Here is an 18,714-nt window from a genome sequence, read left to right on the forward strand (position 1 = left end):
GTTATTGATGGTAATAAACCCAGAACCCAATCCACGAGATCAGAAACACTGCTGCCTAGTACGCATGTGAAGTGCTGGGGGAAATGTGATTGGATATTGAATAGAAAAGAAATTAACGGATCAGCAAAGGTTAATGTGAAATAAGCCAAGACTCATGAGCAACTAGAATGACGTTGAACGGCCTTAAATAGACTCTTTATTCGTCAGCACTGTGAAGCGGCTCTTGATTATGACTTTTGAGCCTATACACATATCCTCTTTAGCTTTATATTTTAATGATTAAATCCAATATTTATAAAGGGTTAAGACACTAATGGATTTGGCAAAGCTTTCCCGTATTAGCATGAAACACTTAATCACTTTGCATGTGATGCTTGATACCCTCAGTGTCACTGCCAGTGCTGAACGCTTATGTTTAAGCCCCTCATCGGTAAGTAAAACCTTGAGTCAGCTAAGAAACAGCCTTAATGATGAATTATTTTATCGACATGGTAACTCGCTAATCGCCACACCCTTAGCGCGAAGACTGGGCCCTAGTGTGCAGCAGATGATCAATGATATGAACCATATCATGAGCCAAGATGTGTTTAGTCCTGCTGATTATCAGGGCCGTTTTGCGCTCTCTATGCGTGAAAGCACCTTTGAACTACTGGCGGCAAAAATAAGCGCTCATATTCTTAAGTTAGCGCCCAACATCCATTTAGATATTTACAGTAAAGACAATATTGGTTTTGATGGCTTAATAAAGGGCTCGTTAGATTTCATTATTTTACCCCACGACCTAAGTCAGCCGACGGATATTGATGACGATTTAGTCTGGGAAACCTTGATCAATGATGAGATGGTTTGTTTAATGAATGCATCACATCCTTTGGCTTTGCAGCAAGACATCAGCCTTGATGACTATTTGCGATTCAGCCATATAGGTATAACCGATACCGACTTAAGCACACCCTTTTTCGATATTTTGCTGGCTCAGCAATCCAAAAAACGCGCGATCCCCATTTCAGTAGCAGACTTTGGTAGTGCCGCCTTAATGTGTCACCACAGTGAATTACTGTTTACCTGCTCGCGCCACTGGGGAGCCACAGCCAAACAAGCCCAAGGGCTGGTCATTAAAGCTTTACCTATAGATTATGGCAAAGTCGCTTATAGCCTAGTATGGCATAAGCAAAGCATGAATGATCCCGCACACCGATGGTTATATGAGCAAATATTACACTGTCGTCATTGCTAAAATAGGATGTCGAGATTAAATCGACTTAATTGAATTAAAGATATAGGACCGGTAAGGCAAGATTATTCACTCCTCGCTGGCTCAGCAGCGCGGCTAATTTTTCGATATCAGCCTGAGTGCATTGCTTCCATGTTGAAGCGATTTCACCAACTCCGTGATGGTGAAATGCATTTAATTTAACTCGGGTATTACTTGGTAGCTGAGTTAAATAAGCCGCTAGGGCATCAATCTGGGTATCATAATCTGTAACCTCAGGAATATGTAACAGTCTAACTTCATACAGCTTATTGTGCTGAGCAAGTAATTCAATTGAGTTAAACACCGCTTTGTTGTCACGCCCGGTAATATAGTAGTGAGTAGCTTGGTGCCATGCTTTTAAATCAACCATAGCACCATCTAAATAGGGGAGTAATTTATGCCATCCCGTGCGACTTAAACTACCATTGGTGTCGATCATGCAAGTTAAGTGTGCTAGTTGCTCAGATGATTTAATCGCCTTAAACAGAGTAATAACAAAAGGTAATTGCAAACTCGCTTCGCCGCCGCTAACCGTAATACCGTTAATAAAATGTCGCTGACAACTAATGACCTCAAGTATTTGCTCAAGCGTATAAGTTACCGTTTTGGGCGAGGATTGTGCTTGGCATACCCTAAGGCAAGTATCACATTCAGTGCACTTAGTGCTGTGCCACACGATATGTGGCTTACTTTTTAAATCTGTATCTTGCGACGCAATGAGCGTCAATGCTTGCTCAGGGCAATGATCAACACAATCGCCACATGCACTACACAAACTTATCGTTTGCGGATTATGGCAATTTTTGCATTGATAATTGCAGCCTTGCAGAAAAATCACCAATCTACTGCCCGGTCCATCGACGCATGAAAACGGTAATATTTGGCTTACAACTGCCAGTTTACTCATAAACAAAAGGCGCTTGTTCGTGAGCAATAACACGGGCTTGGCGCTGTAATATGCCGGTATTCATGGCGGCCTCAGCAGCTAAACCGCTAGTATTGCTGCGAGAACCACGTTGTTTGAATGTTTCAATGTCAGATCGTTTGGCCATGTAACCAGTAACGCGGACTAAATCATTATTCGCGACATTGGCGGTAAACTCCCTAAAACCTAAGCTAAATGCGCCTTTACAGAGTTGGAACATGGCTTGTGGATTCGATTTTACGGTTTCATCTATGCTAAGAATATCGCTAATTCCCGCAGTATAATATTGATGATGCTTCGCTAATGCTTGAACATGACTAATGGGATCAGGCTCTGTGCCATAAGGAATACGAACACCAGGAGTCACATCTTTATCGACGCTAATACCACTTTGAGAATGCAATAACGCGCGCCCCTTATAACCATAGGTCACCGGAGTTGATGTCACCATGTTAGCCAATGCAGCTGAGATCCTTAGGCCTAATTCATTAGCTGCCTGGCTGTGACCATAGGCGTTACTGGATTGACTAGTTGCCTCTTGCGATCCAATAGCGGCAGCTAACCCCTTAGCTGACAGGGCTTGTAAAATATTGACCGCCTCAGCCATACCGTAAATCCCAAACATAGGCGCAAAACGGTTCTCATCAATGAGTTGCTCCTTAACCAAAAAACTGTCGAAAAAATGTGATTGTTGATGTAAGAATGCCGAACGCGCTTCAATAAGCTCAAAGGTGAGTTGGCCATAATAAGGCAGTACTTGTTGAAAAAAATCATCGATGCTAGTGGCTTTTAAGGCAACTTGTTTTAAGTTAAGTCGTACTAGCGTATTGGCGCCGCCAGCTAATGGGAGCGCGTTATAACAACTGACAATACCAAACCCGCGCTTATCGAATGTTTCAGCATGCAACGAATAGTTGGCGATGTGAGGCTTATTGCAAAAACAAATATTGGTGGTCGCCTGCAATAATAAATCATCTGGTGTTATTGCGGGCTCGTACATAAAGGTCAAATTAGGCGCAATTTGTTGTAACTCAAGGTCAATGCGCAATAAAGTCCGGCAAATAATATTATCAGTCGGACCAATATTCACGTGCATAAATGCATCGGGCAATATGCGGTCAAGTAAGATCCAAAAGCGGGTTAATTTGCGATAAATGGCATCAGCATCGAGCCCAGCAACAAAAGGCATCAATAACGCATCTAAATGACCTAAGAACACCGGAATATTGGTCACCGACGGCACATGATGATAAAGCACCATTAACGCATTAAGGGCATCATCAAAATCTTCAGCCGGTGATAACGCTAAGTACTCTGAACCTTGCTTCAGGTATTTAGCATAGTCGGGCAGAACATAACGCGGTTTAAACGGCGCGTGGCCTTCAAACATATCGCAAATAATACCATCCTTCATCGCATTACTAACCTGCTCAGACACTGCCACATATGGCAGACTATTTTCAGCTTCTAGGGCCAAATAATTTGATTTTTGCTTAGGAGAAAGGTGAGGGTGGCTGACTATTTGGATAATATTTTCTTGTAATGACATGACTGAATTCACTTTTTAAAGGCTAATGCTTAATAGCCATTAATCTACTCAGTGACCGGGTGTTTTAACAGTGAAAATAGCTGAGGTTGGCATTGATAAAATCGAAATCCGATGATGCAGATCACAATCAATCAAGTTCTCTACTCCATACTATGTCCTAATAATTCTAAACGCATAATGATTATCGTTAAGCTGAATTGATTAACGGTTGAAGTCATTGATAAACTTTTCTAAATTGGCTTTTTAAAACTGATAGATAGAAAAATAAAACTCAATTACAATGGACGACTTTTGCTTCAAAAATATTCGCGATCTGAGCATAAAATGCCAGCGTAAGATCTAAGGAACATCTTTAATTGAGAACATTAATTGTCTTTATCACAACAGGCTTTATCCTGTTAAGTGGTTGCCAAACGGTGGCAATTAAAGATGCCGACGCAGACCGCAATATCAGTACTGCCAATAAAACAAGCTCAACGATCCCTAAGTCTTTAGCCCGCCGAAATTACCAAGACAATGGCGATGTGTGGGAACGCATCCGCTACTCAATGGATATGCCAATCCCAGATGAGCAGTTAGTTAACCAATATCGACAGTGGTATATCGATAATCCACAGCATCTTGAGAGTATTTCGCAACGCGCAAAGCCATTTTTGTATTTAATTGTGCAAGAGTTTGAGCATCGAGATTTACCTATCGAATTAGCCTTACTACCTATGGTTGAGAGCTCATTTAATCCTTTTGCTTATTCTAGCGCCGATGCGTCAGGTCTATGGCAGTTCACCTCACCAATGGCCAGCCATTTTGGCTTGCAGATGAATTGGTGGTATGACGGTCGAAGAGATGTGCCAGCGGCAACATCCGCAGCATTAGATATGCTCGAATACCTGTACAAAAAGACCGATAATTGGTTATATGCACTAGCGGCATACAATGCCGGTGAAGGGCGCTTGCGTGAGGCGATTAGATATAATGAAGCGAGAGGACTGAGTACTGACTTCTGGTCTTTACCCTTGCCTAAAGAAACCAGACAATATGTACCACAACTGCTGGCAATCGCTGATGTGATAAAAAATGCTCAACGTTATGGTATTGCACTCAAAACGATTCCTAACAAACCCCTTGTTGAAGTCATTGATGTTGGCAGTCAAATCGATATCTCGGTGGCAGCCGAGCTTGCAAATATGCCCATAGCTCGGCTACAAAATCTAAATCCTGGATTTAATCGTTGGGCGACATCGCCAGACGGACCGCATCAATTAATAGTGCCTGTTAGCAAGGTAAATGAATTTAAAAAGGCACTTGCTGATACTGACATTAGCGCCAGAATGAAATGGTCTAAATATCAAATAAAACCGGGCGATAGCATTAGTGCTATTGCTAAACGTTATCAAACGACTGTGTCTAAAATTCAACAAATGAACGACATCAATAGTGATAAAATCGTTGCCGGTAAATTTTTGTATATGCCACAAGGCGTATCGAGCATGATACCAGAGGTCGAACTCGCTTCAACAAACAAACAACCAAGGACCATCACCACATCTAATCAGCCAGCAGTTCGGAGCGATCACACGGTAAAATATGGCGATACTCTTTGGAGTATTGCCAAAGTGTATAAGGTCAGTGTGGAACAAATTATCGCTTGGAACAAAATGACGGACAAAGACAAGTTGACGGTAGGCAAAACCCTGCAGTTTTATCAACAGCCCTTCCAGCAACAGCAGACTCAATTGTAACCCTGTTGTTTAAAAACTGATAAGCACAATAGCTCAAATGTTGTAAAAGTTGAGCATTACATAAATGTGAGTATTTATCGATTTAACCTAGTGAAGCACATCGAAATCCAGCTTTGCCATCTGGACACTTTTGATTATACAGATCGTTTAATAGAGTGACCCACAAGGCTTGAGTGATGTTAAATCTTAGTGTTCATATTTTTTCATATTTGTTTCCCATCAGTTCATAACCAACTCAACAGCCATTCATAAGTTTTGAATATAGTCACCCTATCAACAAGAACATATATTTTAGGGTAATGAATATGAACATTAGAAAAACTCAACTAGCTCAGTCAATTTTGTTAGGCAGTCTAATCTTATCGGCTACCTCTTTTGCCAATGCTGCAGATGATAATGTCTTCGATGGAGCCATAAGTGGTAAATTAACCTTTGCTTCAGATTATGTTTTTCGTGGCGAATCGGAAACGATGGATGCAGAAGTACCAGTGGTACAAGGTACTCTAGGGTGGGGTAATGATCTGGGCTGGTATGCCGGTGTATTTGCTTCCAATATCAAATTTGCAGACCCCAATTTAGAAATTGTTACTGCACCTTATATAGGTAAAGCAGGTGAGTTTGGCGATAGTGGTATCAGTTACGACGTTATGGTTTTTTCTTACCTGTATCCAGGTGCCTCATATTCAAATTATACCGAACTGTGGATAAAAGTCGGTAAACAATTTGGTCATGCAAATGTGCAATTAGAAGTGACTCCAACAATCGACGATTGGTTTGGCGTAGAGGGCTGGCAAGGTGTTAACTATGCCGTTCATCCGAGCTATCAGTTTGACAATGGTTTACATGTTTCAGCAAGTATCGGCTACCAAGATTTAGATGGTAATGGAGCAGAAGGTTGGGGACACTGGAATTTGGGAGTGAGTAAAGCCTATGCCGGCCTCAATTTTGATGTTCGTTATCATGGCAGTACCATGGATAGCGATCATAAGGTCTATGGCACTCAAACAAAAATCTTTGATGACCGAGTGGTTGTCGGCATCAGCAAAAGTTTCTAATATAAAAACATAACGTCTTCTATTGCTAAACTACAAATATAATTGGATCTTGTTTTACATATCCCTATTATGTGATCTAGGTCCTTTTTTGTAAACCAATTTTGCTAGCTGCCACTCATTCCTTGTATATCTTTATAGGCAAATATGAAAAGTTATGAATAATAACGACCATTATTAGCAACACTATCTGGATTGGACGATGGCACATCCTGGTTTAACAAATACAGTACTCGTCGTTGACGATGAAGCAGTGATCCGAGCTCGATTAAAAGGTTATTTTGAGCGTGAAGGTTATCGGGTACTTGAAGCTGGAGACGGCGAACAGATGTGGCAACAGTTTACAAATCAACATATCGATTTGGTGATGTTAGATATTAACTTACCCGGTACCGATGGTTTGAGCTTGGCACGTGAACTGAGAAGTCGTTCGGACGTTGGCATTATTTTAGTCACAGGTCGTGATGAAACCATTGATAAAATCGTTGGTCTTGAAATGGGCGCTGATGATTATGTGACTAAACCATTTGAATTAAGAGAACTATTAGTAAGAGTTAAAAATTTGTTGTGGCGAATTTCATTAGTTAAAAAAGCACAGCAAGACGTTGTAGAACAATTTGAACAGTGTGACGATATCATTGCGTTCGATAAATATATTCTTGAGTTAAACAGCCGAAAACTGAGTCGTGGTGACGAGGTGATAAAGCTGACTAAAGCAGAGTTCGAATTACTTACCGCCTTTGCATTGCATCCGCAGCAAGTGCTATCTCGTGAGCGACTAATGCAGCAAACAAGCCACCGTAATGAAGATGTAAATGATAGAACCATTGATGTCATTATTCGTCGATTACGAAACAAGCTACAGGCTGACCTGTTTGTAACGGTTCATGGAGAAGGCTATTTGTTTGCGACAAAGATTAAAGATTAGTTTCTGGCGTCACGCGGTAAATAGGGTAAAAACTTGCAGGGGCTAAGCTGTTATTAAACATATCGAGTTGTACCTTTCCTTGTTCTAACGCCTGTATTTGTGGGCCAATATCACCAAATGATTGTGCTCCCTCAAGTAGTTTTACCATGATGTCTATTGCTAATTTACCTTGTAACACCACTTGATCATCACTGCTGAAAGCGACTTTATTACGATGCAGTCCTCGCAATGTCGCTGGCGATAGATAACTGCTCACAAGCTTTACTTGGCCAGCTAATTGTTTATGTTGCAATGTTCCAATTGCTGCTTCGATAGCAACAGCACTGCCTATAATATAGCTAGGAATATGATCATTAAGCAGATGATGAAGTTGGTCACGATAAAGGTCACGATTATTATCGGTATGGCGAATTGATGTAATCTCAATATGACTATTGGCAATAGCATCTTGAATACCGAGCTCAACCCAATCGCTGCCACCAACACTTTCTGGACCAGTGAGTAGTGCGAGTGTTACTGGAGATGATGGCGGTATTTTTTTAACAGCTTTAGCAATAAAGTGGCCAGCTTCCCAGCCCATTTGATACCAATTAACGCCTACACGAGTCGTTATCATGGGGTTATCGAGTCTATTCACTAACGCTATGATGGGTTTATTAATCTGTCCCGGATAGTTATCAAGTAAATTAGGGGCCACGGCACCGAGTAAGATGGCATCGAACGGCTGATTAAGGCAGTATTCAAGTTGTTTTAGTTGTTGCTCTTTTCTGTAATAACTGCCGGCTTCAAATAATTCTAAATTAATGCCTAATTGGCTGGCTTTTGACACCAAACCGTAATCAATGCCGATCCAATAAGCATCTTTGAGGTGAGGTACTAAGGCACAGATCCGCCAAGGCTTTTTGGCCGAAGTCAGTTGATTATATTGTATCGATTTTACTGTTTGAATTTTGGCATTAAATGGCGTCCGCTGTTGTAATATCCAGCTAGAATCTAATGTAGCCTCAGCAAGTAATGGTATTGTCCCTAAGCAAGCTATGAGCAAATAAATAAGTCGGCGCATTATATTGTCTCGATTAAGGTTTCTAAACAGAACACTAAGATTTTTTGTAATTATAACATTTTAAGGAATGACTGTGAGCACTTTATCACTATCAGGCAAGAGCTTAGTGGGTCGCCTTATGTTGGCATTTTGTTTGCTCGGATTGTTATTGTTAATGTTAGTTAGCCTTGGCAGCATTTCGCTTTATTGGGTAAAGCTTGCTGACCAATATTTATATGAAGAGGCGTTACCCGCATCTGAGGCTGCAAGGCAATTGATGCAGTCTTCTAATGGCTTGCTCGACAATGCCCAAGCGCTGGAACGAGTGGAACAAGAGGCACAACGCGTTTTCCTTGGGCGTAAGTTGTCACTCGAAAGCACTAATTTACTTTCCGCTATTGAACGACTCAATTCGTTAAATCTACAAAATCATGGTGTCGATAAAGATAAGCAATTAGCTCTATTAGCTGGTGAAATTATCCATGACTTATCGGTATTCGGCCGCCAAGTGGGTAAACGTTTAGTGTTGGCGGCTCAATTGAATAATAAAGGAAGCGCACTCGCGGAAACAGCCAGTAAGAGTAGTGTTTTACTTGAAGCAGAACAAGCTGTGGTCGATTCAACCATTCTGGCCAAGTTAAGTTTAGCTTACCCTCAAGTGGTTGGTGCTGAACAAAGTGCCCAACTTTTGGACTCCATCATAGAACAAGACTTGGATGTTCGTGAACGTTTAAATCGAGCTTTGGGATTGATCCATCACATTGAGTTAGTAGGGCAGTTATTACAGTCTCCAGAACAACAACTCGGATTAAATAACGTACTCGACAATATGGCTCGAGTACTGTCTCCAACGACTTATACCATTAATTCTACTCGCGATAACTCCCAAAACGGTAATGAAATACCGAGCCCTTATACTGCTTCAGGCACGAGTGGGCAAATTGATTTAATGCCTCTAGAATTACTTAAAGGCTTAATTCGAGATCCGGTTAGAGCGACAGAGCTTGAGCACCAATTGATAATGTTAAGGGAGGTGAATGATGGCTTAAGTTTGCAGCAGCAATATGCTCAATTGCTAACGAAACAAAATGCGCAGCTGTTAACGCTGACGGATAAATTAGGCCAACTGAATAAGTCAGTCGATAGCGCAATGAAAGCACAACAGCTACAGGCAGAACATGCCCGAAGTAATTTTTTACAGCAATTACTGTGGGCTAAATCAGGACTGTGGGCGACAGGTATTTTGATGTTAATCATTATGCTGTTGGTGGTTTATCGAGTTATTTATAAAGGTATCGCTTTACGCCTAAGTGAAGCAACTGCAGCATTATCTCAATTAAGTCAGGGCAATACCGAAGTAGTACTTGATCCTCACGGAGACGATGAACTCACCGCGATGGCTTCTGCCATTGAAGCTTTTAAACAAAAAACCGCGCACAATCAAGCACTGCAATCTGAATTACAACAAACGGCATCAGAATTATTTGCCCATAAAGCCTCACTTGAAAGTACCGTGCAGGCACGTACACTCGAACTGGCTGAAACCAACCGTCAACTAGACGCTGAAGCAAAAGGACATTCGACGGCTAGAGTGATGGCAGAACAAGCTAACAAGGCAAAATCGCTATTTTTAGCGACCATGAGCCATGAAATCCGTACTCCGCTAAATGGTCTTTTAGGCACCCTGACTTTACTGAGTCACTCGCCATTACCTCCAGCACAAAAACAAATGTTGGCATTATCGCAATACAGCGGCACCTTACTGCAAAATGTACTTAATGATATTTTGGACTTTTCCCGTTTGGAGCAAGGTAAATTAACTAACGAACCACGGGCTGTTGCGCTTAATGAGCTGCTCGACGAAGTGATGGCAATCATGTTAGCTGGTGCGGGATTGTCAGGTATCTCGTTATATTTAGTTCGCGGTAATTTACCTAAATGGATAACGGTAGATGGCCCCAAATTGCGCCAAGTGTTGTTTAATTTGCTCGGCAATGCCATTAAATTCACTCCAGCAGGACAGGTTACATTACGGGTAAATGTGGTCGAGAAACGATTAACCTTTGAAGTGTCAGATACTGGCGTTGGCATAAGTAAAAAGGCCATAGATCAATTGTTTATCGCCTATAGTGCACAGCCTAATCAAGGCAGAACCAGAGGCACAGGACTCGGGCTCGCAATTTGTAAAGAATTAGTCTCGTTAATGAATGAGGTTAATACTGCCAATGATTCTATTTGGGTCAATAGTAAAGTGGGTGAGGGTTCCACCTTTGGTTTTAGTTTGCCATTGCACATCTGTGAGCAAGAACATGAGGTTATCTGTGCAAAATTACCTAAAGTTGATCCTAAATGTGTACTCGTTATCGAAGACAACAAAGTCAATTCCATGGTAGCCCAAGGGTTTTTAGCACATCTTGGACATCATTCCGTACTGGCTGATAGTTGTGCTCAAGCAAGAGCGTTGTTTAACGTCGATAGTGCGTTGAAGTTTGACGGCATTATGCTTGATATTCAATTAGGCGATGGCTCAGGAATTGAGTTATTGGTAGAGTTGAAGAATATTGCTAACACAGTCGAAAAAAACATCAGCATAGCCGCTTTTACGGCACAAATTCAACATGATGACATAAACGAGTATCAAGCAGCGGGCTTTGACGACGTATTAGCCAAACCGCTTAATATGAAGTTTTTAGCCAATTGGATTGGTGATGCAAGTGATAAGTCAGCAATCAACAGCGACAACACGAATAAGTTAACTAAGATGGATAAACACAAAGGCTTTACACAAACGACCATAGATCAAAAAGTATCTGTTTGTAATGAAGACAATCAGCCTTTACTCGATGAAAAGCAAATTAATGAAGACTTACAATATCTTGGTACAGAAGCTGTTAAAGAGATGTTAGCGTTATTTAAAGTAAGTAGTACACAACACATCAATGCACTGGCAGCTTTACCTACAGATAGGCCAAAAGCGTTACACGCACTTAAAGGCAGTAGTGCCAGCATTGGCTTTATTCAGTTGAGTCAGTTGTGCAAACAATTAGAAAAAGATGGCATTAGTGATGATTCATATTTGTTGCTTAAGCAAGTATTGCAAGCATCCATTAACGCACTTGAGTTGAAAATATAAACCTAAGATTTTGTAAAATATGGATAATAATTATAGCCAAGTGTGTGTAACCCTAACGCTATTTATCCTGAACTCAAACATTACATATAAAAACACCGAGCTTGATCGGTGTTTTTATATGGGGGTTAATTATATAGATATCCTGTTACTGAGCACCTTTTAGTCCTACACAATCGCTTTCAACCCAAGCCAGAGTGAGGTGAGCAATGGCTGAATAAAACTTACCAGTATCCACAGAGGTAAGCCTATCTACAAAACGGGGTAACCAAGCGTGGAGATATTGCCTAATAAAGCTGAGCTGAGTGTTATCGTCACAAGCACACGCTTGGTGAGCGACATAAGCCAAAATAACGGCAATATGGTCAGACGGTTCAGGAAATTCACTTTGAACCGTTAATTGGCTTTGTTTTAGATATGTTTGCATTTGCTGATGCTGTTCACCAAATAAGAGTATGTCGTCCTTGGCAACTGCATTATCGTTAAGATATAAACTGGCATAAGGGCTGGCGCTATGCTTTGTACCTACTAAAAATAGGCCACAATAATCGGCAGCAAGCTCTAATAAAGCATGATCAGTATTGACGCTGTTAAGGGTTGAATTAAGCACTGAGTTTATGGTTTCAATGTCTTGACTCAATAACGGGTCACTGGCCAATTTAGCAAAGAATGCCTGAGCCTGACTTGCAGTTAGCTCTTGTAATAGCTGTTGGTCTAGCTCTTTTGCAAACAGTGATGAGAGCAGCTTATACACCATCGAACGACCCTGGTTCATTGGCGTGTTATACAATATCTTGTCATTCATCTATGTTATCTCCTGACCCTATTATGGCTGTTAACTTAAGCGCCAAGAATTAAATCGCTTGGCGCACAGTGATAATACTTACACTTTATAGCTGCGTTTCTATTGGGCCACTAAAAGAACTGACGTCAGGTAACTTACCTTGATACTTTTCGAAATCGACCAAGCAAGTGTATGCGGAGCAAGCCTGGGCAAGCTTTGATGTACCAATATCTTGCGTTAACGTATTAGGGTCACCATAGCTGCACAACGCCCCAATTTCACTACCGCCTTCTTTAGACCCATCTTTACCGACTGGGCCATACCAAGCCCCTTCATGAATTCGGATAACCCCACTAGGGAAGCTGTCGGATACCACTGCACCCGCTAACAGTTGACCTCGGTCGTTAAACACACGAACAACATCGCCATCTTTAATGCCGCGCTGTTTTGCATCGGTAGGATTCAAGTACACGGGTTCACGACCTTGTACCGTATAGGTTTCCCGATATTGCTGCGACTCACACATTTGTGAATGTAAGCGTTTATCTGGGTGGCAAGATTGCATCCACATTGGGTATTTATCTGAACCAGGACCACCATGGCTGCGCTCTGACTTTTCTATCCAAGTAGGATGGCCAGGACAGTCATCGTAATTGAATTGGGCGATTTTACGGCTGAAAATTTCAATCAAGCCCGATGGTGTACCCAATGGATTCATTTCAGGATCATCCCTAAAGTCGGCATGGCGAGTCCAAGGTTGGCCTTCACCAAAATGTACATAACCTTGTTTCCAGAACGTGTCGAAATTTGGCATATCGAACTTACCGGCATTATCGGCTTTACAGTCGTTATAAAGTTTCTTAATCCAGTCAAATTCAGACATGCCACGGGTATATTCTGTCTCTTTACCCATTACTTTGGCAAAGCGGGTAAAGATATCAAAATCAGACAAGCTATCAAATAATGGTTCAACCATTTTTTGCATCGCTAAAACACCACGGTTAGCGTAGCTGCCATAAACGTCAATGTCATTACGTTCAAATGTAGTACAAGCGGGTAAAACGATGTCTGAGAAACGGCACGTTGCTGTCCAGTTAATGTCGACAGTGACCACACATTCAAGCTTTTGAAATGCTTGCTTCATCTTATTTCTATCTTGGTGATGACTCCATGGATTATTACCTGAAAATACCATCATCTTAATATCAGGATAAGTGACCTTAGCCCCGTTGGCATCGATGGTTTTACCCGGTTCTAAAATGGCATCAATCCAACGTGCAATCGGAATTGTGCTACTCGCACCTTTAAAATCATTACTGTCGAATAATGGCTTTTGGCCTTCATCAAGATTACGAGGAAACGCGCCCGGTGCAGCTGCGCCCGATGAAGGAACACCAATACTTGAGTAATGATGGCCATAGCTGATACCACCACCAGGTAAACCAATTTGGCCAATCATAGTGGCAAGTACAGCTGCCATCCAATAAGGTTGTTCACCGTGTTGTTGACGTTGAATACACCAACCCATCATGATTTGAGTACGACCTTTGGTCATCACTTTAGCTAAATCACGTATAATTTCAGGGCTAACACCAGTAATTTTACTGGCCCACTCTGGTGTTTTAGCTACGTTATCTGACTCGCCTAAAATATAAGGTACGAATCTGTCGAAACCTAGGCTGTAGCCCTCAATAAATTTTTCATCGTGTAACTTACTGGTGATCATTTCATGGGCAATACCCAGCATTAACGCAACGTCAGTTTGTGGGTTGACGTAAAGTTGCTCACAGCCTAAGTATTTTTGGGTTTTAGTGACCACTGGGTCGATACTGATCACCCGGATCTTACCTTGTTTTACTTTTTCTTTAAGCTCCGCTAGATAAGCGAACGATTCATGGGTTTCGGCATTCCAACCCACTTGCAGGTTTTTATAGGGATCATTTGACCACAAAATGATGGTTTTAGATTGCTCAAGGATCAACGGCCATGAAGTACCTTGGGCATAAACTTCAGTAGAACCTAAAATATAAGGCAAAATAGTTTGGCCAGCACCCGTTGAGTAGTCACCTATTTTTTTGACAAAATTACCGTGCATTCCAACAGCGCGTTGCATGTGACTGGTACTTGAATGCAGTTGTCCAGTGGCGCGCCAGCCAGTTTGACCTGCGTGCAATCCTGATGGGCCATATTGAGTTTGCACCTCATCAAGTGAATCTTTAAACAGAGTCAATGCTTTATCCCAAGTGACACGGACAAAGCGAAAATCACCTCGTTGACTGGTATCACTTTTATGACCTTTCAATAAAAAATCTAGGCGTACCATAGGGTAGCGAACCCGTGAAGGGTTGTAGACTAAGCCTTTAACGCCATTAATCATATCGGTAGGGTATTTGTCCAACTCAAATGGAATCACCTGGTCAATCACGCCATTCTTACGTTTCATCTTGAATGCACCAAAGTGCGAACCGGTAGTCAACCAGTCGTCATTTGCTTTAGTGCCCGCAGCTGCAAGGGCATTGAATGGTGCCAAAACTGATGTACTGCTTAGTCCAACATAAGAAGTCGCCACTAAGCCTTTAAGAAAATGTCTTCTGTTCATGATGATGTCCTATTAATGCGCCGACTTATCAAAAGTAGATGAATGCTCTTGTAAGTACTTTTGTACAAGCGCTTGAGTGTCTTGGTCCATGTTGACGAATGCAATCATGCCTTTAAACATTCCAGGCCAGCTATTAGCGTCAAAGTGTGCTTCTGCTGGTTGGGTGTGGCACACACTACAACTTCTGGTATAAGTGGTGCGGGCATAATCCCAAAGTGGCTGTAAATCGTTAATTAGGTAGTCAGCATCTGTCCAAATTTTGGCTTCAACACGCTGCCATGTTAATCCGGTCATGGGGTCTTCTTTCTGTTCAAAAACATTCATTACGCCTTCTTCTAACGCAGCATCTTTTGATAACTGAGCCGACAGAATGTTAAGACCAAAATCGAAATAGATAACACGACCAGCACCAATTTTTTTACGCCAACCATTAATACCAACTAGTACACGACTGCCATTGATTTCAAGTACCGTCACTTTAGTGGCAATGTTTAACGTGCCAGCTTCAACATCTGTTTTTTGATTAAAATAAAGGGGTTTAGTTAAGGCAGTAAAGTACTGAGCACCAACCACAAGACCAGTTTCTCCAGATCCTACTTGTGCAATGAGTTCTGGTGCACGAGAAGTCCCCATGTCAGGAAGTTTGTGAGCAATACCTTTATGGCAATCAACACAGCTCTGGTCTATCTCTGCTGCACGCTTCATTTGTTTTTGCGCCAACTTTGACATGTCATCCCATTTCATCGAGTCATAGTTATGGCAGTTTTTACACGCCAAAGAGTTATCACGGTCGAAGCGTTTCCACTCACGGCTAGCCATCTCTAGACGTTTTGATTCAAATTTTTCTTCAGTATTAACAGTTTGCATCAACCAGCCCCACATATCATGTGATGCTTCAATCTTGCGCCCAATTTTACGACTCCAGTTATGAGGCACGTGACAATCGGGGCAAGTGGCCCGAACGCCAGAGTGATTAGACCAATGCACCGTTTTCTGTAGCTCTTGGTAGGGCTTGCTTTCCATGCTGTGACAGCTAATACAGAACTCTTCAGTGTTGGTCATTTCCAGTGCGGTATTAAAACCACCCCAGAATATAATCCCCATTAAAAAAGCAGATAGGCTAATTGTGCCTAATGTAAGATATTTGGCAGGCTGGTTTAGCGTCCGCCAGGTATTAATAAACCATTTCATAACAGCATCCTTTATAAGATTGACTCATAATTTATTTGAGGATTAGTGCGCAACAACGCCACCAAATGCTTGGATCATCCAAATGACAAAACCATACGCACTAATGCTGGTTACTGTGATAATGGGAAAGAATAAAAAAATGATAAACCCAAGAGCTTTCAGCTCCTTAGACTTCACATTACGTTGGGGATCTACTACGTTTTTTGTTGTCATAGCTTGCTCACTTAAAAAATTACCTTTGCTGATGACAGCTATATTAGATAACAATTGTTAATGGCACTCAGACTGTGGATGAATGAACGTAGACAATATATGAAAGATTATGAATAAATAGATTGAGTACCAACAAGAAAGGTTGCGGTAGAAAATAACACCGGGGTAGAGACTAGGGAAAGTGAGATTATGGTTTATGCACCGCATCGCTATCTACCATAGCTTTAGACTATTTTGTGGTTTTTTAACCCGTAATTTTATTCAGGTCTAATAGAGAATTACATTAAACTATTACGATAATAAAATGCTAAACACTCGATGTGATATGACGTGTCATAACAATGTTAAACAACACCATAAAAAATAGATTAAAATCTGTTAACTACACTATAGTTATTCTATTAATTTGAAAACTAATGGAGTAATACAAGGATGTCGATTTTAAAGTTTATTTTATTGTCTTTAATCGTATTTATGCCAACTTCACATGCAGGTGAAACATGGAAAATCGCATCACTAGAGTGGGCTCCTTATGCGGGCTCAACCATCCCAAGTATGTAAAGATGCACTTGTACCATGGATTAATACTATGGGTTCTTGATCAGACTTTGGTCCTTCATCTCTTAAGTGAATATTCATCCTGAGAAGGAGGTTGAGCCCAACGCTTACTCAGCTCTGCAACTGACTTATCAGGTGCTTGATTAAGGCAAGCTAAAAGTACCAACAACAGATATAAAAAATATTTCAACAATCCGAACATTTGTGCACCTTATTATTGTCACAGGTATTATTACTAATAAATATTAACAGCAGTGTTCCTTAGATTAGATAGCCACTTAAGACTACAATGCAAATGAGGTAAATCTTTGCTCAGTAGCTTCAAATAACGACAGCCATATATTTACAATAATGTTAATAGCAGGCTTGCAGCATACACAATGACATTGTTATCACAATATCCCCAGAACAAGATGCATTGGCTCTCTTAAGTGCAAAATATAGCTTATATGGTAGAGCTTTATTGGTCGTTAAATATGTTAAAAATTATTTTTATCACTATAAAACAATGAGATAATCTTATACTAAAGAGTTTTTTAACAAATATTAGCCTAGCTCACAGCATGATATAACTGATATAGAATACATAAACCAGTTCTGACCGTTTTAGGCGGATAGAGGCGCTCTCTGTAGTGAGAGTATTAACGTACTTAGCTTTTTAATCACTTACTAGGCATCATATAGTTAGTCGCTAAATGTGACATGTGTCGAACAAATCTAACTAAAAATCGTTATAGTAAGATCATCTTCGAATTCTTGGGCGTCATATATGCTGAAAGTTTTGTTAAATATAGCGATTATAATATCACTAGTAGGGCAGTTGTTGATGCCTAGCTTCGCTATGTCTAATGAAATGCTTAAGTCTACACAAATGACGATGTCTGACGCACAATCGAGCCCCCCTAATCAGTCAGCAATGATGAATACTGACTGTGATAACGAGCCTAATTGTTGTTTAGGTGATATGAGTCAATGCATTAGTCATTGCCATGCGATCGCGAATACTTTTACGTTTTTTACAGGCATAGAGCTCATCTCTATAGGGCTAACCAGCACGAAGGCCAGCTTGCCTTTATGGGTATCAACCCCTTCTAATCTATCAAGCCAAAACCCACCTCCAATAGCTTAATTCTTTATCTAAATTAATTATTTATATTAGTTACCTATATTAATTACCACATTAATTACCACATTAATTACCCACATTAATTTATAAAGATTTTTGTTGCTGTCGTTATCAGCATCAAAAAGTTAACGGAGTTTATTATGAAAAAATTTATTGCTATTTCACTACTATCTTTAGTCAGCTCAGTATCAATGGCTGCCACTATCTCATTGCCAGATTATTTGATCTTTACGGCGGTCGATGGAAAACCGGTATCAAATAAAAGCCAATTAGAAATCTCTCCTGGTCAACATCTCATTGAATTACAGTTTTATGAGTTGTTCTCATCTGGCGCTGATGATACTAATTTCATTAAGTCTGATGCGTTATATTGGAGTTTTAATCTATCTAGAGATGAAGATATTAAAGTGTATACCAAAGAGATTCTATCTTCGAAAAATGCAAAAAACTTTATCAAATCACCGTTTATAACATTAGAAAGCGCCACTATTAAAGGTGAAACCGTCAAGTTAGTTAATCACGAAGAGTTAATGGCTATCATCATGAAACAACATAGTAAAATGATGCAGCAATAACCCTCTAATAATAGGGCGCTCTAATGCGCTCTATTATTTTAATATTCA

14 protein-coding genes are annotated in these 18,714 nt (G+C 40.8%); 7 read left to right on the forward strand and 7 right to left on the reverse strand.

The annotated features are described in order from the left end of the window. The first annotated feature begins 313 nt into the window (after positions 1-313). Positions 314-1,237: a LysR family transcriptional regulator gene (locus tag ACED29_RS00005; protein ID WP_371696555.1), complete on the forward strand. Its 924-nt coding sequence runs from the start codon at positions 314-316 to the stop codon at positions 1,235-1,237. Positions 1,238-1,271: 34 nt separating this feature from the next. Here ACED29_RS00005 and ACED29_RS00010 read toward each other — a convergent pair whose 3' ends face one another. Together ACED29_RS00010 and ACED29_RS00015 are read right to left on the reverse strand one after the other, a co-directional pair. After that, on the reverse strand, positions 1,272-2,162 hold the full coding sequence (locus tag ACED29_RS00010) for a YjjW family glycine radical enzyme activase (protein WP_371696557.1): 891 nt from the start codon (positions 2,160-2,162) through the stop codon (positions 1,272-1,274). After that, positions 2,155-3,729, reverse strand: coding sequence for a YjjI family glycine radical enzyme (locus ACED29_RS00015; RefSeq protein WP_371696559.1), 1,575 nt, complete (start codon positions 3,727-3,729; stop codon positions 2,155-2,157). The genes ACED29_RS00010 and ACED29_RS00015 overlap by 8 nt, the downstream gene beginning before the upstream one ends. 356 nt (positions 3,730-4,085) lie before the next feature. On the opposite strand from ACED29_RS00015, the gene ACED29_RS00020 reads away from it, so the two are divergent. The 3 genes from ACED29_RS00020 to torR all read left to right on the forward strand — a co-directional run bounded on the left by ACED29_RS00020 (position 4,086) and on the right by torR (position 7,448). Next, positions 4,086-5,468, forward strand: a complete 1,383-nt coding sequence (locus tag ACED29_RS00020; RefSeq protein ID WP_371696561.1) for a LysM peptidoglycan-binding domain-containing protein — start codon at positions 4,086-4,088, stop codon at positions 5,466-5,468. A gap of 305 nt (positions 5,469-5,773) precedes the next feature. Further along, positions 5,774-6,523 (forward strand): TorF family putative porin, encoded by a 750-nt coding sequence (locus ACED29_RS00025; protein WP_011637450.1) that lies wholly within the window; start codon positions 5,774-5,776, stop codon positions 6,521-6,523. Between the two features lie 199 nt (positions 6,524-6,722). Continuing rightward, entirely contained in the window at positions 6,723-7,448 is a 726-nt protein-coding gene (gene torR, locus ACED29_RS00030; protein WP_011637451.1) for a two-component system response regulator TorR, read from the forward strand. Here the strand turns inward: torR and torT are convergent. After that, positions 7,438-8,511: a TMAO reductase system periplasmic protein TorT gene (gene torT, locus ACED29_RS00035; RefSeq protein ID WP_371696563.1), complete on the reverse strand. Its 1,074-nt coding sequence runs from the start codon at positions 8,509-8,511 to the stop codon at positions 7,438-7,440. The two genes, torR and torT, sit on opposite strands and share 11 nt — an antisense overlap. Before the next feature lie 73 nt (positions 8,512-8,584). Between torT and torS the strand changes: the two genes are divergently transcribed. After that, complete coding sequence (gene torS / locus ACED29_RS00040; RefSeq protein ID WP_371696565.1) at positions 8,585-11,623, forward strand: TMAO reductase system sensor histidine kinase/response regulator TorS; 3,039 nt, start codon at positions 8,585-8,587, stop codon at positions 11,621-11,623. Between the two features lie 145 nt (positions 11,624-11,768). On the opposite strand, the gene torD is transcribed toward torS, so the two are convergent. The 4 genes from torD to ACED29_RS00060 form a co-directional block, all read right to left on the reverse strand. Then, a complete protein-coding gene (torD, locus tag ACED29_RS00045) occupies positions 11,769-12,410 on the reverse strand; it encodes a molecular chaperone TorD (RefSeq protein ID WP_371696796.1) in 642 nt (213 codons plus the stop codon). A 100-nt stretch (positions 12,411-12,510) separates the two neighbouring features. After that, the gene (gene torA, locus ACED29_RS00050) at positions 12,511-15,003 is read right to left on the reverse strand and encodes a trimethylamine-N-oxide reductase TorA (RefSeq protein WP_371696567.1); all 2,493 of its coding nucleotides are present in this window, start codon (positions 15,001-15,003) and stop codon (positions 12,511-12,513) included. Between the two features lie 12 nt (positions 15,004-15,015). Continuing rightward, positions 15,016-16,194, reverse strand: coding sequence for a pentaheme c-type cytochrome TorC (gene torC, locus ACED29_RS00055; protein WP_182697381.1), 1,179 nt, complete (start codon positions 16,192-16,194; stop codon positions 15,016-15,018). A gap of 42 nt (positions 16,195-16,236) precedes the next feature. Then, entirely contained in the window at positions 16,237-16,407 is a 171-nt protein-coding gene (locus ACED29_RS00060; RefSeq protein WP_124014893.1) for a periplasmic nitrate reductase, NapE protein, read from the reverse strand. A gap of 432 nt (positions 16,408-16,839) precedes the next feature. Here ACED29_RS00060 and ACED29_RS00065 point away from each other — a divergent pair, with 432 nt between their 5' ends. Together ACED29_RS00065 and ACED29_RS00070 are read left to right on the forward strand one after the other, a co-directional pair. Continuing rightward, complete coding sequence (locus ACED29_RS00065) at positions 16,840-16,968, forward strand: hypothetical protein (RefSeq protein WP_371696568.1); 129 nt, start codon at positions 16,840-16,842, stop codon at positions 16,966-16,968. Positions 16,969-18,231: 1,263 nt separating this feature from the next. Then, on the forward strand, positions 18,232-18,666 hold the full coding sequence (locus ACED29_RS00070; protein WP_124014891.1) for a DUF2057 family protein: 435 nt from the start codon (positions 18,232-18,234) through the stop codon (positions 18,664-18,666). Positions 18,667-18,714 lie beyond the last annotated feature (48 nt).

It is taken from the genome of Shewanella sp. 5S214 (assembly GCF_041439795.1).
Lineage (GTDB): Bacteria > Pseudomonadota > Gammaproteobacteria > Enterobacterales > Shewanellaceae > Shewanella > Shewanella vesiculosa.